Origin of the sequence: Geobacillus sp. 47C-IIb (assembly GCF_014679705.1) — a bacterium.
GTDB lineage: Bacteria > Bacillota > Bacilli > Bacillales > Anoxybacillaceae > Geobacillus > Geobacillus thermodenitrificans.
The window spans coordinates 1,886,771-1,908,254 of sequence record NZ_CP061473.1; the positions used below are offsets into that span (position 1 = coordinate 1,886,771).

18 protein-coding genes and 4 pseudogenes are annotated in these 21,484 nt (G+C 44.1%); 4 read left to right on the top strand and 18 right to left on the bottom strand.

Going from position 1 to position 21,484, the window contains the following annotated elements:
• Nucleotides 1–155 precede the first annotated feature (155 nt).
• Nucleotides 156–353: pseudogene (locus IC804_RS09550) on the bottom strand (helix-turn-helix domain-containing protein); the annotation flags it as partial.
• 500 nt (nt 354–853) lie between these two features.
• Between IC804_RS09550 and IC804_RS09555 the strand changes: the two are divergent.
• Together IC804_RS09555 and IC804_RS09560 are read left to right on the top strand one after the other, a co-directional pair.
• Nucleotides 854–1,768, top strand: a complete 915-nt coding sequence (locus tag IC804_RS09555; protein WP_081157674.1) for a tyrosine-type recombinase/integrase — start codon at nt 854–856, stop codon at nt 1,766–1,768.
• 38 nt (nt 1,769–1,806) lie between these two features.
• Nucleotides 1,807–2,064 carry a hypothetical protein gene (locus IC804_RS09560; protein ID WP_081157675.1) on the top strand — a complete coding sequence of 86 codons (258 nt, stop codon included), beginning with the start codon at nt 1,807–1,809 and terminating at the stop codon, nt 2,062–2,064.
• Between the two features lie 153 nt (nt 2,065–2,217).
• Here IC804_RS09560 and IC804_RS09565 read toward each other — a convergent pair whose 3' ends face one another.
• The 6 genes and pseudogenes from IC804_RS09565 to IC804_RS09590 form a co-directional block, all read right to left on the bottom strand.
• Nucleotides 2,218–3,096 carry an IS982-like element ISGth1 family transposase gene (locus IC804_RS09565; protein WP_087960355.1) on the bottom strand — a complete coding sequence of 293 codons (879 nt, stop codon included), beginning with the start codon at nt 3,094–3,096 and terminating at the stop codon, nt 2,218–2,220.
• A 161-nt stretch (nt 3,097–3,257) separates the two neighbouring features.
• Nucleotides 3,258–4,403, bottom strand: a complete 1,146-nt coding sequence (locus IC804_RS09570; RefSeq protein ID WP_081157635.1) for an ABC transporter permease — start codon at nt 4,401–4,403, stop codon at nt 3,258–3,260.
• A 1-nt stretch (nt 4,404) separates the two neighbouring features.
• A complete protein-coding gene (locus IC804_RS09575) occupies nt 4,405–5,526 on the bottom strand; it encodes an ABC transporter permease (protein ID WP_081157636.1) in 1,122 nt (373 codons plus the stop codon).
• Between the two features lie 26 nt (nt 5,527–5,552).
• Complete coding sequence (locus IC804_RS09580) at nt 5,553–6,425, bottom strand: ABC transporter ATP-binding protein (protein WP_223812945.1); 873 nt, start codon at nt 6,423–6,425, stop codon at nt 5,553–5,555.
• A 146-nt stretch (nt 6,426–6,571) separates the two neighbouring features.
• A pseudogene (locus IC804_RS09585) lies at nt 6,572–7,650 on the bottom strand (IS1634 family transposase); the annotation flags it as partial.
• A gap of 682 nt (nt 7,651–8,332) precedes the next feature.
• Nucleotides 8,333–9,342 (bottom strand): annotated as a pseudogene (locus IC804_RS09590) (sensor histidine kinase).
• On the opposite strand from IC804_RS09590, the gene IC804_RS09595 reads away from it, so the two are divergent.
• Nucleotides 9,331–10,464 (top strand): IS4-like element IS5377 family transposase, encoded by a 1,134-nt coding sequence (locus tag IC804_RS09595; protein WP_015374614.1) that lies wholly within the window; start codon nt 9,331–9,333, stop codon nt 10,462–10,464. The pseudogene IC804_RS09590 and the gene IC804_RS09595 overlap by 12 nt on opposite strands.
• Before the next feature lie 241 nt (nt 10,465–10,705).
• Here IC804_RS09595 and IC804_RS09600 read toward each other — a convergent pair.
• Nucleotides 10,706–11,343, bottom strand: a pseudogene (locus tag IC804_RS09600) (response regulator).
• 240 nt (nt 11,344–11,583) lie between these two features.
• Nucleotides 11,584–11,841, bottom strand: a complete 258-nt coding sequence (locus IC804_RS09605; protein WP_081157658.1) for a DUF3949 domain-containing protein — start codon at nt 11,839–11,841, stop codon at nt 11,584–11,586.
• Nucleotides 11,842–11,967: 126 nt separating this feature from the next.
• Here IC804_RS09605 and IC804_RS09610 point away from each other — a divergent pair, with 126 nt between their 5' ends.
• Nucleotides 11,968–12,228, top strand: a complete 261-nt coding sequence (locus tag IC804_RS09610; protein WP_081157659.1) for an NUDIX hydrolase — start codon at nt 11,968–11,970, stop codon at nt 12,226–12,228.
• A gap of 263 nt (nt 12,229–12,491) precedes the next feature.
• Here the strand turns inward: IC804_RS09610 and IC804_RS09615 are convergent, their stop codons facing one another.
• The 9 genes from IC804_RS09615 to walK form a co-directional block, all read right to left on the bottom strand.
• Nucleotides 12,492–13,370: an IS982 family transposase gene (locus tag IC804_RS09615; RefSeq protein WP_190300596.1), complete on the bottom strand. Its 879-nt coding sequence runs from the start codon at nt 13,368–13,370 to the stop codon at nt 12,492–12,494.
• A 109-nt stretch (nt 13,371–13,479) separates the two neighbouring features.
• Nucleotides 13,480–14,525 (bottom strand): IS630-like element ISBs2 family transposase gene (locus IC804_RS09620; RefSeq protein WP_076611651.1). Its coding sequence is split into 2 segments (ribosomal slippage): nt 13,480–14,019 and nt 14,022–14,525, totalling 1,044 coding nucleotides; the frame shifts between segments, so codons are not numbered across the junction.
• Between the two features lie 140 nt (nt 14,526–14,665).
• Nucleotides 14,666–15,145, bottom strand: coding sequence for a 23S rRNA (pseudouridine(1915)-N(3))-methyltransferase RlmH (gene rlmH, locus IC804_RS09625; protein ID WP_041264774.1), 480 nt, complete (start codon nt 15,143–15,145; stop codon nt 14,666–14,668).
• An 83-nt stretch (nt 15,146–15,228) separates the two neighbouring features.
• The gene (locus IC804_RS09630) at nt 15,229–15,378 is read right to left on the bottom strand and encodes a CxxH/CxxC protein (RefSeq protein ID WP_008880799.1); all 150 of its coding nucleotides are present in this window, start codon (nt 15,376–15,378) and stop codon (nt 15,229–15,231) included.
• A 66-nt stretch (nt 15,379–15,444) separates the two neighbouring features.
• Complete coding sequence (locus tag IC804_RS09635) at nt 15,445–16,662, bottom strand: S1C family serine protease (protein ID WP_035499498.1); 1,218 nt, start codon at nt 16,660–16,662, stop codon at nt 15,445–15,447.
• Between the two features lie 101 nt (nt 16,663–16,763).
• Nucleotides 16,764–17,558: an MBL fold metallo-hydrolase gene (locus IC804_RS09640; protein WP_008880801.1), complete on the bottom strand. Its 795-nt coding sequence runs from the start codon at nt 17,556–17,558 to the stop codon at nt 16,764–16,766.
• A 6-nt stretch (nt 17,559–17,564) separates the two neighbouring features.
• Nucleotides 17,565–18,347, bottom strand: a complete 783-nt coding sequence (locus tag IC804_RS09645) for a two-component system regulatory protein YycI (RefSeq protein ID WP_008880802.1) — start codon at nt 18,345–18,347, stop codon at nt 17,565–17,567.
• Nucleotides 18,334–19,662 (bottom strand): YycH family regulatory protein, encoded by a 1,329-nt coding sequence (locus tag IC804_RS09650; RefSeq protein WP_008880803.1) that lies wholly within the window; start codon nt 19,660–19,662, stop codon nt 18,334–18,336. The genes IC804_RS09645 and IC804_RS09650 overlap by 14 nt, the downstream gene beginning before the upstream one ends.
• Nucleotides 19,655–21,484, bottom strand: coding sequence for a cell wall metabolism sensor histidine kinase WalK (walK, locus tag IC804_RS09655; protein WP_081157359.1), 1,830 nt, complete (start codon nt 21,482–21,484; stop codon nt 19,655–19,657). The genes IC804_RS09650 and walK overlap by 8 nt, the downstream gene beginning before the upstream one ends.

The following is a 21,484-nucleotide window of genomic DNA, read 5'->3' on the forward strand; positions in this document are numbered from 1 at the left end:
AATATTGTAAATAAACAAAATAAGGGGATTTCCCTTTCCACACAAGAGACTGAATATTCAGTCTCTTGTGTGAAGGAAACCGGTTCCCTATCCATTCCAAATCCATTTCAGAGATACCCTATCTATCTTACATTACACAAAATTCTTGACGGTACCAGACCGCGCTGGGCGTAGGCATGAATATAGTTATAAATAGTTTTCTTGGATCGACCAATAATCGTTGCGATTTCTCCTTTGGTATATCCCTGCAAATGAAGATAAATCGCTTGGTAGCGTTCATATGCTCGTTTACTTTTTGCTTCTTTCATGGCAGTGGACAACTTTTCGATCTCGTCTTTGTGATTTGGCATCATATTTTCTCTCCGTTCCCCTATTTTCTCTTTGTATTTATTCGCCGTGGAACGGGAGAAAACCTTTATTTCAATTTATATATAAAGGATTGTTTTGGTCAATATCATTACTTTTTTTAGCATATTTCATATTTAATATTGCAAACAAATCTACAGTCCGTTGTATTACCAGAGAAATGTTCAGCGACACAAATATGTAAATATGATCTTTTCTGAAAAAACTTATAAATCAACAACAAGTAACCATCCCCCTTGATATACAAGGGGTTTTTCTCATTTGTAGAGGGTTGACAAAATATGTTGCATTCAACAATACCCAACAAAACGAGACGAGATTTTTTCTCGTCTTTTTTATATGATTAAACTAGTCATATAATCTACGTTATATGTCTAACAATCTATTCTTTTTTATGATATACTCGTCATATAATGTTATTTTTTCAATCGATTTTTTGCTCTTCGAACCCTTTTAAACTCGTCGTATAAGTGAAAGGATGAAAAAGATGCTACACGAATATGAAACGTATTTGCAAGAGAAGGGGTTTTCTCCTAACACCGTGATCTCCTATCTCAATGACGTGAATCAGTTTTTGAAAGACTTGCATCTTCGTCCAGGCGATTACGTTACGTCGGCCGACATTCGCAAATGGATTCAGCAAATGTTGAATCCGGTAGAAGGGAAACCGTTGGCTATCTCCACGATCAATCGCCGTCTGAATTCGCTGCGAAGCTTCTATGCGTGGGCGGTCAAACATCATAAGCTTGAGCAGAACCCAATGAAAGACATCCAGGATTTAAAATCAGCCGATGAAGATAACGAAAAAATCATGTGGCTCACAGAAGAAGAATTCGAGGACTTATTGCATCGGATGCGGAAAAAACCGGTGCAAAGCCGGGGAGTCGATCCTGAAGAGAAATATCGCCGGGACCGTGCAGTGGTGTACCTGCTTACCTATGCAGGATTGCGAGTAGAGGAGTTATCCAATTTAAAATTAACGGACTTAGATTTAGAGATGAAACGAATTCGGATCGTGGGAAAGGGGATGAAGGTTCGGACGGTACCGATCTCGAATATCTTGCTGGCAGAACTCGAGGATTGGCTTAAGTTTCGCGCGGAAATGGCGAAAAAGAAACCGCATGTGGCCGAATCGCCATACGTCTTTTACAGCCAACGTTCTCCGAAGTTTTCGGTAAGGGGCATCCAGCGAATGATCGAAAGCTACAGCCTGCCAAATAAAAAACTGACGCCCCATATGTTTCGGCATACGTTTTGTAAGTGGATGTTAAAGGCGACGAACAACGATATCGAGAAAGTGCGGAGGCTTGCTGGTCACAGTAATATCGCCACGACATCCCGATACTTAAAAGACAGCTATAGTGATTTGGCGGATGCCGTGGAGGCGTTGCCAAAGTTCTAACCCAAATAAATTTATTCCTGAAGGGAGAAGATCTGTTTATGACGAAGCGATTACAAGTCATTGACGGGTATTTTGACGACAATACGTTTTATATGCGTAGCATTGCTGGATTTCCATTAGAAGGTCGCTTCAAAGCCGCTGGTCTTCGTTCGTTAGCACGATTGATCGACGAAAACGAACCTTTTTCGTTCATCATGGGGCAAAATACCATGATCCATGTCCCCGTAGTGCTGAATCGGCAGCTGAAGCAGGAACTGTTTATGATTGTGGAGAAGCTGGAAGCTGAAAAGGAATAAAAATAACGGAAGAGACAGAGGAAAAACAATGATGAGACTTGAAAAAATCATTTTCTAGGAATTAGAATACAAAGCGATTATGATTATCTGAAAATACTAGAGCGAGAGAAGCACAAGAAAATAAACCAAGTTACCCGTGGTGCTAGTTGAGTCTTAACGCTCAACTAGCCCAAGAACAACAAGGGAGTAAGCCAGTAAAATACCATCCAGTGCCGTTTCAAATCCAGAAACCGAGTTCGCTCGAATCTCGGTGATCCGATACGAATCGACTAAAATCGAAAACACGGTTTCAATCACTTTGCGTTTTCGTTTCATCCACTGTTTCCATGCGTCGGATTGGAGAATTCGCTGATTTTTTCGAACGGGCGTCCAAAAAGCGACTCGATGCTCTTCGTACAGCTTCTTTTGCAGTTTTTGGCTGATGTACCCTTTGTCACCTAGGTTATATGGATGTGGAATTTGCGTCATGACGGTTTCAGCGGCCACCCGGTCGTGACAAGACGCTTCGGTGACAACATATCCCATCGGAAGCCCTTGGTCGGTGACCTGCAGGTGAAGTTTCAACCCATAGAAAGTGATCCTTTTGGAAGCACAATAGCCAATATCCGCAATTCCACGAAACCGTTTGGCGCGATACATTCGAGCTGAATGACACAGCTCGATCGGCAAACTGTCCACGACCGCATACGCATGGTGTTGTCCACGCTTGGCCAGCTGGTGCCGCATCCACTTGATCGCAAAGCCAAGCGCTCGGCAGCGACGGTTGTATCGAGAACGTTCAGGGAACAAGTCCTTGGAAAACAAATTCCCGATCACAAACCGGTGCCAAGCCCGTTCGGAAGTGAAGCCTAACAACTTTCCAAGGACATGGACGGCGATGATGACCTCGTCCTTCTGTTTCAACAAATGAAGATTTCGACGTTGAAGATGAATCTGGATACTCGATAGTTGAGCTGATACAAAACACAAAATCGATACATATTGTTTTTGAAGTTTGGCTCGATCTGTTGTAAAATGAAAGTGCTCTTGCATGTGAATTCTCCTTTTAAATGTTTGGTCGCACTTTCATTTTAAGGAGATCCTCATGCAAGGGCTATTTTTATGCTTGTCTGATTTTATCTAGCACCACGGGTATAGTGATGTTTTGTAAAATGATCACCTATATTTGCCTAACCATGGGAAAGAGACATTGGTTATAAAAAATTGCCCACACTATGATTTCTCCCAAATTTGTAAACAGCAATTAAGAAAAAAGCGAGCGCAAAGGCAAAGAGAATCAGTATATTTAAATATAAGCTTCCGAAATGATGCCCTTGCTGTAATTTCAATAGCGTATCTAACGCCCACCGCTGCGGAAGAAAATCAGCCATTTTTTGCGCAAACGCAGGCATAATATCCACTGGCCAAAAACATCCAGCAAGCATGCATGTAGGAACCGTTAATAAATTTTGCATCGCTCCTGAAGAAGCGGAACTGCTCGCAAAAGCCACTGTCATTAACGCTACTCCAATGGCTACCAAGGCAAAAAGCATAAGGATCGTTGTCATTTGCCAAAAAGGAATATTTGTTTTGATGTGAAATACTGTATCCATCATGATTAGCGTAATGATAATCTGCCCCGTCATTACGATCATGTTGACGATGACATTTGATAATACATACTGCTTTGCATTAATAGGAGTGGATAATAATCGGAAATAGGTTCGATTTTCTTTTTCTTTAATAATGATTTCGGCTAAATTTCCCGCCGATAAAAGCATGATCATGAGCAAATATCCGATCGTTTGATACGTCATATATTTGTGTTTCGATGTATCTTGTAACGAATGGACTGACATGTTGAACGGAGCTTGCTGATAACGTTTGTACATCTCCAAAAACGTATGTTCATCCCCTTTTGCAATTTGGCCGAGGGCAGCAATATTATCGATGTAATGATACAGATACGATTTGATAAAACCTGTAATTTCTGTTCCCCGGATCGAAACGATTTGAATATGGCTAGGACGTCCTTCTTGAACGCTTTGTGAAAACCCTGAATGAAAAATAACCACACAGTCTAGTTTTCCAGACGTGATTTTGTCGTCTATTTCCGATTTCTTCACCTTCGTAACCGATATATGTTCAATGCTTTTGATAAAACGTATCGTATCATTGGTAATATAATGAGGATCATGGTTTATCATACCGACATGCAACTCCTTCGCTGTAGAACCTCCGTAAGCAAGTAGAGATATTATAATCCCGATCAATGGAGTACCAAAATATAATAGTATATTTCTTTTGTTGCTAAACGTCCTTTTTAATGTATGCCTTATTAGCCAAACGAGATCGCGCATCTTATAATCCCTCCCGTCTTGTGAGCGACATCCCTGCAATCAGCAAAAACAATGCTGATAATCCGACATTTAGGAGCATGGCAGGAAAGCTGGCGGACAAATCGTTGGCATAAATCATTTTCGTAATAGCCGTGTTTGCCCATGTGAGCGGAGAAAGATTAGTAATCAACCTTGCTATTGTACTTGTAGCTTCTATTTTAAAATACGCCCCGCCAAAGAAAGACGCTAACTGTATCACCACCATGACAATCATTTTCGCAGCTCCTTCTGTCCTTGCAATGTAGCTGATGCCTAGCCCGAAACTAACGGCGAATAGTACTTCGGTGAACACTACAAGGTATACGAGTGCAAGATGGTTTCCCCAATACGCTTTGAAGACAAACTTACTGAAAACGATGATAATGGCAACGCAAAGAAAATTGGTAACCATGCTTCCGAGTATTTTTCCGATAAAAATTTCACTTTTATGAATTGGCGCCGCTAGTAACCGATCTGCTGTTTTCCGTGTTCTTTCTCCCCTTATTAAATAACTGGCCGATACGGCTCCATAAAGAGCAATCATCGTTGTCATCGTAATGGCATAATAGTCCATGGCGCCTGGTTGTCGTTTAGAATGCAGGGGGGTTTCTTGTATATAATCATCACGATGGCCGTTGTTCATCAGCATATGGACTTGATTGGGCTTTACTTGCACCACAGCCGCAACCATATTATATTTATCGGCAAAAGCAGCCACCATTCCTTGAATAATACTGCCTTTGACCGAATTGCTATTGTTCGTATACAGCTGTACGCCTTGATTATCGATTTCCATGTAACCGTCATAATTTCCCTGCTTGACCTCTCTTCTCCCATCCATATGATAGGAAGCTTTTTTGAAATGAATGTCAGATTTCTTTGCTTCTTCTATAAATGTACGAACATATTTGGAAAACTCCCCAGCCGTTTTGTCTTTGTACAAAACATGAATATCCCCTACCGAAATGGTGGAATCAAACGCATTGGAAAGAGCCGTACCAAGTATTAACATGAGCACAATCGGAAATGCAAGCATAAAAACAAGCGTTCTCACATCGCGAAACTCTCTTTTTATTTCTTTTATGGCAATATTAACGATATTCAAGGGCAAACCTCCTTTGTATTACAAGGCTAATCTCTTAAATTTCTTCCCGTTAAGGTAAGGAAGACCGTTTCTAAATTTGGTGACTTTTCTTCCAGTGAACGTATTTCTACGCCATCATTCATCAAACATTGGATAATGCGGTTAAGGTTATTGACTCCTATATCCGAGCTGATTTTCACCATGTTTTCTTCGCATTGCACTGCCTTTACTCCACTAATGGCTTTAAGTTTGTTGATATCCATGTTATCCATTGATTTGACTCCAATCCAAACGTCTTTTGTATTCGTGATAATCGCTTCAAGCTGTTCTTTCGTTCCCTCCGCAATGATTTTTCCATGATCAATGATGGCAATTCGCGTGCAGATTTCTTCGACTTCCTCCATATAGTGGCTTGTATAAATGATCGTGCATCCCATTTCGTTGAGCTTTTTGACAGAGGCCAAAATATAATTTCTAGATTGCGGATCAATGCCCACGGTAGGCTCATCCATAATAATCAGCTTCGGTCGATGGGCGATCGCGCAAGCGATATTTAATCTGCGTTTCATTCCGCCTGAAAAATTTTTCGGATAGCTTTTTTGTTTATCGCTTAATCCGACAAACTGTAATGCTTCTTCTACCCGCTCATGTAGCTGGGAACCACGCAGTCCGTATAAGCCGGCAAAAAATTTCACATTTTCATATGCCGTTAAATCTTCATAAATCGCAATATCTTGGGGAACGATACCGATATTTCCTTTCGCAAAATGGCTATGTTTGCCAATGTCTTTTCCAAGAATCTTGATCTCACCCGCATTGGGACGCAGCAGCCCGGAAATCATATTGATTGTCGTACTTTTCCCAGCGCCGTTTGCCCCGAGGAATCCAAATATTTCCCTTTCCGCCACCGTTAAAGACATATTATCTACTGCGATGAAGTCGCCAAATTTTTTCGTTACGTTTTTGATTTCTAACCCGAGTTCGACAGTCACTAGGCAAACAAAATGCCTCTCGCCCCTTGATACAAAAGGGATCGGAGGCATTTGGGCACACTTCGGGCGTGTATCTAGGTGCGAGGGTGGATGCCTAGAATCTTTGGAGGAGGTTCCAGCCCTAGAGCCGCAAGGAATAGCGCTTGTTTGGCCGTCAGTTCGGTTCGTTGATAAAGGTCGCCGTTTTTTGAAGAAAAATGTCCAAGCATGAGACGCTCGCATTCGTCTCTTACTTTCGGCCACGATTCATGAGTTCGGATCTCCACGATCCGAACCAGCAAGAGAGCCAGCCAACTGAGCAGCACATGCGCCCGGATACGGTCTTCCAAGCGATGATACATGGGGCGCAGCTCGAGTGTTGATTTCAACGTCCGAAAGGCCTGCTCGATATCCACCAGTTGCTTATACCCGAGCGCGACATCCTCGGCAGACAAGGTGTCATCGGAGGTTCGGATGAGATATTTGCCATCGTACGTTTCCGCTTCACGAACCGCTTGCTTGTCGATGCGAAGCGTTCCATCCTTCAATTGACGCAAGTATTTTCCGTAGGACGGATGGGAACGCAGCCGGCAGGTGGCCTTATGATGAGCTTCATTGGGGAGTTGGCGAAGCCCTCCAACTCCTCTTTCAGCGATTCGAGCAGCTTTTCCCGTTCCTTGCGTTGGCGTTCGGCTTCGCTGGGATTGTACACGAGAACATAGCGCTGACGCGCTTCTCCGTCGCCCACGATGATTTCTTTGATATGCAAGTTCTCGCGAACTTGTTGGTAGCGCCCGCGACGGTTTAGGGCCTCTTCGACGGCGGCTTTGCCGGACCGCATTTTTTCGCCGACAATGTAGTGTCCCCCGGCCTGTTGCAAGATTCGCAAATTCTCTTCAGACGAAAATCCGCGGTCCATCACGCTGATCACACGCCCAAGCTTCCAGCCAATCAAGTCTTGTTTCACCTGTTTGATGACCGTCATATCCATCGTATTGCCAGGCCATACCCAAGCGCGAATGGGGACTCCTTCCCGGGTAACGGCCAGTCCAATGACGATTTGGACCAAATCGGGACGCTTATCTTTGGAAAACCCCTGCTTTCGAAGCGATTCTCCTTCTGGTGTTTCGGATGGATCCACTTCGAAGTACGACGAAGTCGTATCAAAGTAAATCCCGAGTTCGACAGTGACTAGGCAAACAAATCGCCTCCCAGCCCTTGATACAGAAGGGCTGAGAGGCAATTGGGCATACTTCTAGCGTGTATCTAGGAGCGAGGATGAATGTCTAGGATCTTCAGAGGAGGCTCCAGCCCTAGAGCCACAGAGGTTTTCCTTTGTTTGGTCGTGATCTTTGTACACTGATAGAGGTCACGATATTTTGAAGAAAAATGTCCTAACGTGGAGCGCTGACATTTGTCTCTTACTTTCGGCCACGATTTTACTCTCGATTCGGATCAAGAGGAGGATTAGACCGTGGAGAAGCACGTGAGCATAGATGCAATCCTCCAATTGATGGTACATTGACAGTAACCACGGTTACCCATCGAATGTACATGTCTATATTATAAACAAAAAAACTTTATATTAAAAGGATTAAATTATAAAGCGTGTGCCTATGAAATTCGGCGTTTTTTCCTAGGTTATCCACCGCTAAACCCTTGATATAACGGCATTTCTGGCATTTTCATTTGCCTAAAATGGGCCTCAAACTGTCGAACTCGGGTCTAATATGTTCATCCTTTCACCCTCTTTACCTGCTTTATGTTGCTTATTATAGAAAAAAAGACGAACCCCTGTAAGTGTAGGAGTTCATCTTCTTCACATGAGAATTTTCATGTTTTCTGCATGAAGTCATTCATTGAAGAATAGGAAGCAACGTTGTCACAGAAAAGCCTTTTGTGCCATCGACAATTACAGTACCGTTTACCGAAGCGGCCCGTTCTTCCATTCCCATGATTCCAAGGCCTTTTTTTATTTTTTCGGCGCCTTTTCCATTATCTTTCACTTCCACTTTAATGAGAGTGTTAAGTACATGAATCTCAACGGAAACGACAGTCGCTTCCGCATATTTCATCGCGTTCGTCAACGCCTCGGTAATATTCTCATAAATAATTTTCCATTGAATAGGGGAAATGACCTCCAAATCCCCTTGCATACAAGCGGAATTCGAATATGATGTTTAGCCGAAAATTCCTCTATGAATAATCTCACTCGATTCATACCGATTTGTTCGGATGGAGGCTTTATTTGTTTTAACGTCATTCTTATATTTTCAATTCCTTCTTTCGAAATATGGATGGCATTTTGCAATAGTTCTTTTGCTTTTCCTTTGTCCATATCCATTAAGCGTTTCGCCGCTTCCATCTGAATGAGTGCTCCGGTCATGGAATGTCCGATTTTATCATGGATTTCTTGAGACAGCCGGTTTCGTTCCTCTAATTGCAGCGTATATTCTGACTGCTTTATGTATTCATGATATTCGTTTAAACTCTTGGTTAATCGTTGCATATCTTTCCGCATTTTATCAAGGCGGTCTTCCAATTGTTCTGTTCTAAACGTGTACTGTTTTGCCATGGTAACACCCATAAAAGTAAACGACGCAACAAGTCCATATATAGGATATACGTCTTCTTGGACAAAGAAAATTGGAAGCAAAAGCAAGAGAAACAGTATCCATTTTTTACGTATATGGCCAGAAACGAATTCATATAGATTGATGGGCAAAAGCAAAATAAATAAAGGGTAAATATCAGGCGTGTTGATTATCCAATAAAATCCAAAGGGTATAGAAAAAAGAGCACCTTTCCTGTAGAATGTGAGTAGCGACACAAACAAACCCAGGAGGTGCTCTCTATGAACAAGCATACCACACTCCCGAATTTGATGCAAAAACTTGTTTCGGATGAAGAGATTCAACTGATTGCCGAAGCGGTTGGGTATCGTGATTCGTCTCGAACCTTTACGTTGCGCGAGTTGATTCACTTCTTCCTGCTGGCCGCCATGCATCAATGGAAAAGCTTTCGCCACGGAGCCGATGTGGGGCCTCTGTATGGATTGCCGCGATTCCATTATTCAACTGTATCCAAGAAAGCGAAAGAAGTTCCCTATGACATCATGAAACGCTTGTTGGCGTTGATCATTTCCAAGTGCAACCGCCAAACCCGCCGTTCGCTTCGGTTTCCCAAACCGCTTCGGGTGGTGGATTCGACGACCGTCACGGTCGGGAAAAACCGCCTGCCATGGGCGCCGTATCACGGCGAACGCGCCGGAGTGAAGCTGCACGTCGCGTATTCGCCGGAATCCTCGTTGCCGGCAGACGTGGTGGAAACCATCGGACTGCGTCATGATGGCCCGGTGGGAGAACAGTTGACGAACGCTCAACAAGTGCTGGTGGAAGACCGGGCGTATTTCAAAATCGAACGCCTCGATCGATTTGTGGAGCAGCATCAGCTCTTTGTCATTCGGATGAAGGACAACATCGAACTTCATCAGAAAAAAAGCTTGAAACGCCTTTCCAGCACATCCTCATCGGTTCAAGCCGACTTCACGTGCCAGTTGGGGACGAAACAATGCCGCTCCACCAAGCGTCACCGGGTGGTGATCTTTCGAGATGCGAATGGCCGCGACATTCGGGTCGTGACGAACCTCTTCCATGCGTCTGCGGAAACCATTGCCGACATGTACCAACAACGTTGGACTGTTGAGGTCTTTTTCCGTTGGGTGAAGCAATATCTGAATGTCCCGACCTTGTTTGGCACGACGGAAAATGCGGTATACAACCAACTGTTTGCGGCGTTCATCGCGTATGTGTTGCTGCGATGGCTGTATGATCAAACCAAAAAACAGACGAACGTCTCTCTTTCCTTCATTTCGTTCGTTCGCCGTTTTTTCTCTGGGCAGCTTCCTCTCGATTGGAAATCCGGGATGGCCGCTGCTTTGTTTGAGTATGCCCAAATTTATGGAAGGCGTATGTCTAATTTTGGATAATCAACACTCGTGGGTAAATATAGAAACTCGCAGTAAGTATAAGACCGATCGATAGCAGCACCGCGCCCTTTTTCACTGTATCTTTTTTGACGATGTAAATGACCATATTGATACAAAAGTAGACAAGAGAAGAAAAGACAAACCAAGAAATAGCGGTATTATCAGAGTACACGTAACAGACAGCCACGTAGACCCACACGATTAGTTTGCTCAGGATGAACCAAAGCTCCATTGATCTCCCTCAACTAATTTTTCCTGTTAAATAATAAATGGCAATCTGTGTGCGATGCTGTAATCCTGTTTTATCTAAAATCGAAGTGATGTAATTGGCGACTGTTCCTTCCGATATAAAAAGCTGTTTCGAAATCTCTTTGTTCGAAAGCCCTTTCGCAATGAGAGACATAATTTCCATTTCTCTTTCCGTAAAAAGGCTCTTGTCGACTTTAGGTTCTGCTTCTTTTTCTTCTTTTAAGCTGAACTTGATCTTTTCCATTACAACATCCTGCATAATGATATTTCCGTTATATACTGCTTTAATCGCTTCCCGTATTCTCTCTGGGTCGGTATTTTTCAAAAATATCCTTTCGCGCCGTTTCGGACGGCATCTAAAATATATTCATCGTCATCAAAAGTAGTAAGTATAAGCGGTTTCGTCTTTGTTTGCTCACATATGAGTTTGGTCGCTTCGACCCCGTTCATATTCGGCATACGCACATCCAATAGCGCGATATCTACATCATGATTCTTGCAGTAATGGAATGCTTCTTGTCCATCATTCACTGTCGCTACGACCTCAAACTCATCGTACGTGCTTAATATAATTCGCATTCCTTCGCGAACAAAGGAATTATCATCGGCTATAATGACTTTTATTTTCATCGGTTTTGGCGAAGAGGTGTCCGTCATCCCTATTCACATCCTTTCCTCTCTTTTCATTTTACTATATTTATCTCCACAACCGGATATATGTGTAGGAATATGGATAAAATGGACACCTACTTCCTCCTATCATCTCCAAACATCTTTCTACAACAGATACACTCCGTAAACATCAGTCAATAGATCCGTAAGGAATGGAGCGAAACAGCCGTGGTGCATCTGACCCGCACACCCCCACTTTTACTCCTTTGTATTGCAATGACGCAATCGATACAAAAAATGAGCAACAAGCGCAGCAGGCCAATTCATTATATTTCCTTGCATGTGGTAATGCAGCTGTTCTTCTTCAAACGACATATTTTCATACATTTGTTCTTGCGAAAGCTTCGATTTTCTTGTCCGTTCTTTTATCCCCGATATATACAAATATTGAATCGGAACCATCACAAAGAAATACAACAAAGCAATGCCTCCAAAAAATAGCCATGCAGATGACATCACACACTCCCCCTTTTTATTATATTACGAACCAAATTTCCAAAAGTTTCATTTCCATTGTAATGGATAAAAGGAATTTCTTCTATATGCGCAGAAATACAGAACAAAGAATAGGAGGAGGGACGGATGGAACATCCAAAAACGTTACTAAGAAAAAACAGTTATGCCATCATGGAAGATGAGTATAGCCGTATGTATATTTCTGTCCCAGAAAACGAATCGGTGGTCATTCTTGCGAAGGAAAAAAATGCGTTTTTACTGATTGAACAGTTTCGCCAGCCAATCGGTTCCTGCGTCATACAGCTCCCTGGCGGAGGAGTAGAGCGTGGAGAAAACTTGGAGCAGGCGGCAAAACGAGAATTGCTCGAAGAAACAGGATATGAATGAGAAGCCGTTCATTATCTTGGCAAACTGTATCCTGCACCCTGGCGTTCAAACGAAGTCACTCACGTATTTTATACCGATCAGGTTCACCAACGCAGCCAGCAAAAGCTGGAAGCCCATGAAACGATTAAGGTACAAAAAATTAATGTCCAAGACTGCCTGAAACAAGTCAGAGAAAACAAACTTCATGATGCCGAACTTTGCTATGCTTTGCTGCAGGCGCTGTTGAAAGGATATATATATATACCCGTGGTGCTAGTTGAGCGTCAACGCTCCACTAGCCCAAGAACAACGAGAGAATGGGCCAATAAAATGCCATCAAGCGCTGTTTCAAATCCAGAAACCGAATTGGCACGAATTTCCGTAATCCGAAATGAATCCACTAAAACCGAGAACGCAGTTTCGACGATTTTGCGTTTTTGCTTCATCCATTGTTTCCATTTTTTTGATTGCGCAACTCGTTGATTTTTCCGAGCAGGCGTCCAAAAAGCGATTTTGTATTCATCGTATAGTTTCTTTTGCAAGGCTTGGCTCACATATCCTTTGTCGCCAAGTGTATACGGATGAGGATGTTGGGCCATCACGGTTTCCGCAGCTGTCCGGTCGTGGCAGGATGCTTCGGTCAGGACATATCCCATCGGAAGCGCTTGGTCGGTAATCTGAAGATGAAGCTTAAATCCATAGTAAGCCATCTTTTTGGATGCACAATACCCAATATCTGCGATTCCTTGAAATCGTTTGACGCGATACATTCGTGCGTGGTGGCAGAGTTCAATGGGTAAGCTATCCACCACCGCATAAGCGTGATGTTGTCCACATTTGGCGAGTTGGTGACGAATCCATTTGATCGCCCAACGCAACGACCGGCATCGACGGTTGTATCGAGAGCGCTCTGGGAACATTTCCTTTGTGAACAGGTTTCCAATGACAAATCGATGCCAAGCCCGTTCCGAAGTAAACCCCAGCAATTTTCCAAGAATGTGAATGGCGATGATGACCTCATCCTCTTGCTTCAACAAATGACAATTTCGACGTTGTAAATACATCTGGATACAAGGCAATTGTTCTGATACAAAGAATAAGATCGCGGCATATTGCTTTTGAATTTTTGCTTGGTCTATTGTAAAATGAAAGTGCTCTTGCATGGGACTTCTCCTTTTGGATGTTTGTTCGCACTTTCATTTTAAAGGAGATCCTCATGCAAGGGCTGTTTTTATGTCTTGAGATTTTATCTATATAAGTTGAATTAAAGATTTACAACTGAACACACAAACGATCGATCGTTTGTTCTGGTTTCTGGTTGATTCGCTGAATAAAGGCTTGGACATTCTTTCTAATTTCTTGCACACTCGAATAGAACACGTTGTAAATCACGTCTGATTTCAGCCATTTCCATAGCCCTTCAATCAAGTTCAATTGCGGACTGTATGGTGGCAAAAAGACGAGCTCTAACCGATCTTCGTGTTCTTTTAAAAATGGCTGAATGAGTTTGGCATGGTGAATTCGAGCGTTATCTAAAATCATCACTATTTTGCCTGTGGGATAGCGTTCTAACACAAGTTGAAGAAATCGAAGAAATGTTTCCGCGTCATAGCATTCTTCTTCGATGCAAAACACTTCCCCTGTTTCGTAGTTCAACGTGCCAATCAGCTTCAGCCCTTGATGTTTTCCAAACGTCGGAATGATTCGTTGTTTTCCTTTGACAAACCATGTTTTTTGAATCGCTTGGTAATCACGAATCATCGACTCATCTTGAAAGAGGACATGGGCGATGTTCCCATCTACCAGTTTTTTTTTACTTCAGGGAAGGTGATTTCGACGAATTCTTTTTGTTTCTCTTCATCGGCATTGGCTAGTGTATAGGTCGGTTTCGTATAGCTTAGCCCTAACCGATGCAGAATGTCACTTGTTCCGCGAAGCGTGTATGTTGGCCCCCACTTTTGTTGAATGAGTTCAGCGATTATCGCAAGCGTCCAATTATATTTTGCTTCGAATCCCACATCTACGGGGAGCTGATGTTCAATGATCAAAGCCAGCTCTTTTTCCTGCTCAGGGGTCAATCGACGTGGGGCGCCAGGTGAGTATTTCATCTCCAGTCCATCAAGACCGCGCTGGGCGTAGGCATGAATATAGTTATAAATAGTTTTCTTGGATCGACCAATAATCGTTGCGATTTCTCCTTTGGTATATCCCTGCAAATGAAGATAAATCGCTTGGTAGCGTTCATATGCTCGTTTACTTTTTGCTTCTTTCATGGCAGTGGACAACTTTTCGATCTCGTCTTTGTGATTTGGCATCATATTTTCTCTCCGTTCCCCTATTTTCTCTTTGTATTTATTCGCCGTGGAACGGGAGAAAACCTTTATTTCAATTTATATAGCACCACGGGTATCATTTATTTATGATTCGGTTCTTTCCTTGTTGGTTCCTAAAAAACCATTTACTTATGATACGGTTCCCCTCGGTTAATCCGAAACGCACGATAAATTTGCTCAAGCAAAATAAGGCGCATGAGTTGGTGTGGGAAAGTCATTTTGGAAAACGACAATGCCTCGTCAGCACGAGCCATCACTTGTTTGCTTAAGCCAAGCGATCCGCCGATAACAAAAACCACTTTGCTTTTTCCATAAGTGGCAAGCTCATCGAGGCGAGCGGCGAATTGTTCGGACGATTTCATTTTCCCTTCAATGGCAAGCGCAATAACATGGGCATCGTGTGGAATTTTCGCCAACAGCCGCTCACCCTCGCGCTGTTTAATTTGTTCTTCCTCGAGTTCGCTAGCCCGCTCAGGGGTTTTTTCATCAGCGACTTCGATGATTTCTATTTTGGCGTATGCAGATAGGCGCTTTGTATACTCTTGCACCCCTGCGATCAAGTATTTTTCTTTCAACTTACCTACAGCTGCAATGGAGATATGCACAAGTAATCCCTACCTTATAAACAACTTATCAACAACAATTATCCACATATACACAACACATATCCACATGTTGTGCAAAAATATCATTTTCCTACTACATATACAGCCGTTTTTTCACAAAATCGGCACTGTTGTTCATTGTTATCCACAGGTTCGATATCAGGCGCCTGTTCTGTCTCATCCACATATTCGTCAATGGCGATATCAATATGTTCTTCACATGTGAATATCATCTTTCTCGCCCCTTTCCTTGTGGAAAAAAGAAGGAGCGTTCCCGCTCCCTTCGCTGTTTTTTTTGTTTAGTACGACTCGGGCGCCAGTTTCATCGTGATCGTCCGCTTTTTCCCATCACGATAAAACGTGACTTCCATTTGCTCTCCAACTGATTTTTTCGTATACAAATACTTGCGTAAATCAAGCACGTTACGGACTTTTTCGCCGTCTAGTGCCACGATGACGTCAAACTGCTGCAAACCTGCTTGCGCAGCCGGCGACATCGGCACAACTTGGATGACTGCTACTCCTTCTGTCACGTTCGACGGTAAATGAAGCGTCGCCTTCAAATGGTACGATGGGATGTCGCTGAGTGAGCGGAGCTCTACCCCCATGTATGGCCGACGTACTTGTCCGTATTTTTCCAAGTCGGAAATAATCGGGATGGCTGCATTGATCGGAATGGAAAATCCGATCCCTTCTACCGCTTCTTGAGCAATTTTCATCGAATTAATTCCGATCACTTGTCCTTTCATGTTCACGAGAGCACCGCCACTGTTGCCAGGGTTAATCGCCGCGTCTGTCTGCAATACTTCCGCGTTCCAGTCCGGTGTGCCGTCTTGATCCAAGTCGACTTCCACCGTCCGGTTCGTCCCAGAAATAATTCCTTGCGTCACCGATCCAGCAAACTGTAAACCAAGCGGATTGCCGATAGCGATGACCGGCTCACCCAGCTTCACTGTATCAGAATTGCCGAATTGGGCGACTTTTTTTACGTGTTTCGCGTCAATTTCCAACACAGCTAAATCCATGAGCACATCGCTGCCGAGCAGCTTGGCCGGCACTCTCGTTCCATCTTTTAAACTCACTTCCAACTGGCTAGCGTTTTCAACGACATGGTGGTTCGTGACAACAAACGCTCGGCCACCAGCCTTTTTATAAATAACGCCCGACCCAACACCGGCTTCGCCTCCTTGCGACCAAAAACCCGCTGCCTGAATATTGACGACGCCGACAACCGCATCGGACGCTTGATCGATCGCTTTCGTTACCGCTGTTGTCACATCAACAGAAACACTTTGCTGGATGGGGGGAGCCCCGTTTTCCCCTTCACGTTCTTCCTCTCCGCCCTGCGGCGGCACAACCTCATATGGGAGGACGTCCCAACGGGAAAGTGTCGGGATGGACATGAGGACGAGCAGCCCTCCTAGTATAGCACCGACAAGCGCAGAAACGAACGAACCGCTGCGCCGTTTTCGTCTCGTCTGTCCATTCGGTTCATAATGGTCATCGTAATATCCCATGCTCACCACCCCTTTCTCATTCATCTCCATCCCTCATTATAATCATGAGCAGGACAAAAAATCCAACAAATGCATTTTCTTCAGTTTAGACAAAAGAGGCATCACACATACGCCAACGCTGTCGCTTGACGCGGGTCAGTATCGTACAGACGAAAGCGGTCGCCGACCTCCAGACCCCTCTGCTCAAGCGTTTGCGTCACGGTCATGCGCGCCAGCTCCTTCATATTGTTATCTTGGCTTAAATGGGCTAAATAAATTTGTTTCGTCCGTTCGCCAATCACATCAGCGAGCACAAGCCCCGCTTCTTCATTGGAAATATGGCCGACATCACTTAAAATGCGGCGCTTGACGTTCCACGGATATCTCCCCATTCGCAACATCCCGACATCATGGTTACTCTCCAATACAAATACGTCGGCGTTTTCAATCGTCTTTTTCATCCGCTCACTCACATAGCCGGTATCCGTGAGCAAGGCGAGCTTTTTCTCTCCATAGTGGAAGACGTAAAACATCGGCTCGGCTGCATCGTGGGAAACACCGAATGATTCAACGTCAACATCGCCAAACGTTTTCACCGTGCCGAGCGGAAAGACAAATTTCTGCTCGGTCGGGATGTCACCGATGGCCTGCTCCATTGCCCGCCACGTTTTTTCATTCGCATAAACCGGCAGACGGTACTTGCGGGCGAGGACGCCGAGCCCTTTAATGTGGTCGCTATGTTCATGGGTCACAAGCAGCGCATCAAGCTGCTTCGGATGGCGGCCGATTTCCGCGAATAGCTGCTCGAGCTGTTTGCCGCTCAAGCCGGCATCGACAAGCAGGCGCTGGCTGTCTGTTTCGATGTAAAAGGCGTTGCCAGTACTGCCGCTTGCTAGTACACTAAATCGCATTGTCATTTGTTTTCACTCCAACACATTTCCTTGATCATTAATGACTTGCCCTTCAAACGCGTTGACAAAATAGTCTTTTTTCCGGTTGACCACGATATGCCATGTCGGTGTCAACACTTGCGAGGCAGTAAATTGGACAAGTCCATAATAGCCAAGCTCGATTCTAGTGACGTGATCCCCTGGCTGCAAATGTCCTCTTCGATACAGCGTCTCAATCGCCTTAATGGCCGGAACGACATCCTGTTTCCGTTCGTATTTTTCCAAGTCAACGAGCATCGTCTGTTCGTAGGAAAGCGCCTCTTTTTGCTCATTGACGTGGATGACAAGCTTGCTGTTTTCGTTGTCATAAATCATTTTCCCGTCATATACTTGGTAGCAAATCACTGTACCTTTCTTTTTGTCAAATGACCAAAAGGCATATTGTTCCCCATTTAAGATGTGCCGCTGTAAAAACTCGCTCAGTTGGTACTGATCTTCGAAGTTGAAAGCGACCGGATGAGTGAACGTCCCTTTCAACTTTGTTTCTCCTTCAATTTCTACCTTTTGTCCGGATAGTTTTTTCGTATCGGCACTAGTAAACGACCGACTTTTACCGCTAACATACACCGCTTTTGTCACTTCTTTTGGCAAATCGACATATGTAATGCCGTTCGCTTCGAGCTGTTCTTCAATCGTCGTTTCTAAAATAACGTCAAGCTGACTGCTGTTTCGTTTCTCCATAAACTGATAAATTAAAAAACAATCAAGGATGAGGAACACAATAATAAAAATCGTCTTCGTTTTACTCCAATCCATTGGTTCCCCCTCCTCTGCTCTCTCTACCGACACTCACTTTTTTCCACGTTTGCCCATACAAATAAAACCATGCCGGTTCAAGACGGATCACCTTTTCCCGTTCTGGATCTTTGATGAGCTCATAGCCGATGGCAATATCTTTCACGAGCGCTTTACGGACGTCTTTCATTGCTTCGATCTGTTTGACAATATCTCGGCCGGACGGCAACGTTGTCGGTGTACGGTTACGGTCATCAATTTCAAGGCGGAACAGCGGGCGCTGGTACTTCATTAAATCGCTTGCTCCCCATGTTTCCACAATTTCTGACATGCCATATTCGTTAAAAACCGGATAGCCGTTCACAACAAGGCGGAAAATGATTTTCCGGTCCTCTTCACTCCAGCGGACAAAATGGTACAGATCGGTCCATCCACCATGTTCATTGACAAAATTGATGCTTTTTTGAATGAGATGAGTTTCCGATTTGGTTTGACTCATATCCGAGGCGCGCGCTGCTGGATTGACATACAACAGCGTTCGTTGGAGAAAATCAACGTTCATCAGCCGTGAACCATCGGTATATTCTTCACCAAACGGAATCAAGTCTTTTTTAACAAAACTCGGATCGCTAAAAAGCGCCTCTTTAAATTTATCGACATCTAATTCATCGGTATAGTATTGCAAGCTACTGAGCGCCACTTCGCTTTCCGGCAAGTAAAGCTGTTTCGTCTCGCTGACTGGATATGCAAAATAACGGGCAAAATGGTTTGTTTCTTTCGTCAGCCGTCTGATTGCCACCAGCGAAGCGTCACTAGCAACCGCTTTATAAATTTTTTGCTTGTCCGTTGCCATAAAATACACTGGAAACTCATCGTCTCCTTCAAGTGGAACGAGAATACGGTCGAATGACAAATCGTCCAATCCTTTATCATCTACAGTGAAAATTAATCGGTATATGTCAATGGGGATTTCGTCTGGATAAATAATTTCCAGCCGCTCCTTGCCATTTAAAAACGTAAAAAACTTTCCTGCCGGAACAGAAGACGAAATGTTTTCGAAGTCGTCAAGCGTCCATTTTTTTATTTCTTTCAACACTTCATTTTTCTCTTCTTCTTTCGTCACGGCATAGTGGGCACCGTTTTTATGGATAATCATCTGTTTGGGCTGCACGACCATCGCCGTATCGACTTGTGTATTGCTCACGGAAACGTGCTGAATATAATCATCGTTTTGCAGCACATCATATTTCGGATAGTATGTCCATAAAACAAACGTCAACGTAATGCTGATCAGCACGAGCACCGTCAACACGACTGTTTTAATCTGCTCATACATTGTACCAGTCATCCTTTTGTTCTCGTTCTAATGGCAACGTAAAGTAAATCGTCGTCCCTTTATGTTCTTTGCTTTCCGCCCAAATTGTCCCACCGTGGGCGATCACCAATTCTTTGGCAATGGCCAGTCCAAGGCCGGTGCCACCCAATTTGCGCGACCGTGCCTTATCGACCCGGTAAAAACGCTCAAAAATTTTGGCCAAATCCGCTTTCGGAATGCCGACTCCTTCATCGCTGATACTAATGATGATTTCATCAGCCAGCTCGCGCACCCGAAACGTGATCGTCCCACCTTGGGGAGAGTATTTTATTGCGTTGGAAATGATGTTATCCAACACTTGCGTAATTTTATCTTCATCCACTTCAATGAAAATCGCCTCGCGTGGAATGTTGCGAACAAACCGGATATTGTCGCTTTTCGTCAGTTCAAACCGGTCAATAATTTTGTGAAAATAAGCCGAGAAGTTGATCCACGTTTTCTTCAGTTTATAGTCTTTGCTGTCTAGTTTCGATAGATGGAGCAAATCGTTGACGAGCCGAATCATCCGCTCGGTTTCATTTTGCACGACTTGAATGAATCTTGGTGCGATCTCTTTATCTTGCCATGCACCGTCAGCCAACGCTTCTAAATAACTTTTCATCGTCGTCAGCGGCGTGCGCAATTCATGCGACACATTGGCGACAAACTGCCGCCGTTCGCGGTCGATTTTTTCCTGTTCAGTCACGTCGTGCAAGACGACGATCAACCCGTTGATCAGTCCGCCTTCTTTTTGAATGACTGACAACGAGGCGCGCAAAATATACAATTCCTCATCTGTGCTGAAATCCAAAATGAGCGAATCGTGCTCCTCGAGCAACGTTTCAAACGTATATTGATCGGCGATGCCAAGCACATCAACAATTGAACTCGACAGCACTGTTTCACGTGAAACATTCAAAATGTTGAGCGCTGCATCATTAATCAAAATGACGCGGCCGCGGCGGTCGGTCGCGATGACCCCGTCGGTCATATGTGTCAGCACCGACTCAAGTTTGCGCCGCTCCCCTTCCGTCGTTGCCTGCGCCTCCTGCAGCTTTTTTGTCAAGTTGTTAAACGTCATCGCCAGCTGCCCGATTTCATCGTAGCCATACACTTTCACCTTGCGTGAAAAATCGCCTCTCGTCATCGCCAGCGCTTGTCGGCGCATATCGGAAATGGGGCGGGTGATCGTGCGCGACAAAAAAATGCCGAGCACGGCGGTAATGGCGAGAGCGATCCCCGTTCCGGTCGCCAAAATCATATTAATTTGCCTCATTTGTGAAAAGACGTTTTCCATCGAGGCAATCACATAAATGACACCCTTGACTTCCCCACTCGTTTTGATCGGAGTTGAGGAAATGTACATCCGATAGCCTGTCTTCGAATCAAGCAGCATCCGGTCGACAATTTCACCCGTGACGAGCGAACGTTTCACATAAATCTCCGTCGTTCGCTTTCCGACGATGTTTTGCATATACGGATTGGACGTCGCCAATACTTTCCCTTTCTCATCGATGACGCGCACCTCTGAAATATCTTGGGAAACGAAATCATGAAGAAGCGAACGGATGTCTTCCTCCAATGTCGGGCTTTTCTCATCCCGCTCCCGACTCATTGCCTGCTCAACGTTATAAGCAAGCAGCGTCACCCGTTCGTTCAACGAGTTTTTGAAGTTTTGCACCAGTTCCGTTTCCAGCTTGCGGACGAAGTACACGCCAATAATTTGCATCGCAATGAGAATCAACAACACATAAATAATGACAAACTTAAAATGAATCGAACGAAACGGACCTAACTTTTTCAT

Bases quoted from the DNA above. Each gene is read 5' to 3' on its own strand.
- IC804_RS09555 (WP_081157674.1), top strand. From the start codon at position 854: ATGCTACACGAATATGAAACGTATTTGCAAGAGAAGGGGTTTTCTCCT.
- IC804_RS09605 (WP_081157658.1), bottom strand. From the start codon at position 11,841: ATGTCATCTGCATGGCTATTTTTTGGAGGCATTGCTTTGTTGTATTTC.
- IC804_RS09610 (WP_081157659.1), top strand. From the start codon at position 11,968: ATGGAACATCCAAAAACGTTACTAAGAAAAAACAGTTATGCCATCATG.
- IC804_RS09580 (WP_223812945.1), bottom strand. From the start codon at position 6,425: ATGTCTTTAACGGTGGCGGAAAGGGAAATATTTGGATTCCTCGGGGCA.
- IC804_RS09565 (WP_087960355.1), bottom strand. From the start codon at position 3,096: ATGCAAGAGCACTTTCATTTTACAACAGATCGAGCCAAACTTCAAAAA.
- IC804_RS09595 (WP_015374614.1), top strand. From the start codon at position 9,331: ATGAACAAGCATACCACACTCCCGAATTTGATGCAAAAACTTGTTTCG.
- IC804_RS09560 (WP_081157675.1), top strand. From the start codon at position 1,807: ATGACGAAGCGATTACAAGTCATTGACGGGTATTTTGACGACAATACG.
- IC804_RS09640 (WP_008880801.1), bottom strand. From the start codon at position 17,558: ATGACAATGCGATTTAGTGTACTAGCAAGCGGCAGTACTGGCAACGCC.
- IC804_RS09570 (WP_081157635.1), bottom strand. From the start codon at position 4,403: ATGCGCGATCTCGTTTGGCTAATAAGGCATACATTAAAAAGGACGTTT.
- IC804_RS09630 (WP_008880799.1), bottom strand. From the start codon at position 15,378: ATGATATTCACATGTGAAGAACATATTGATATCGCCATTGACGAATAT.
- IC804_RS09650 (WP_008880803.1), bottom strand. From the start codon at position 19,662: ATGTATGAGCAGATTAAAACAGTCGTGTTGACGGTGCTCGTGCTGATC.
- IC804_RS09645 (WP_008880802.1), bottom strand. From the start codon at position 18,347: ATGGATTGGAGTAAAACGAAGACGATTTTTATTATTGTGTTCCTCATC.
- IC804_RS09615 (WP_190300596.1), bottom strand. From the start codon at position 13,370: ATGCAAGAGCACTTTCATTTTACAATAGACCAAGCAAAAATTCAAAAG.
- IC804_RS09635 (WP_035499498.1), bottom strand. From the start codon at position 16,662: ATGGGATATTACGATGACCATTATGAACCGAATGGACAGACGAGACGA.
- walK (WP_081157359.1), bottom strand. From the start codon at position 21,484: ATGAAAAAGTTAGGTCCGTTTCGTTCGATTCATTTTAAGTTTGTCATT.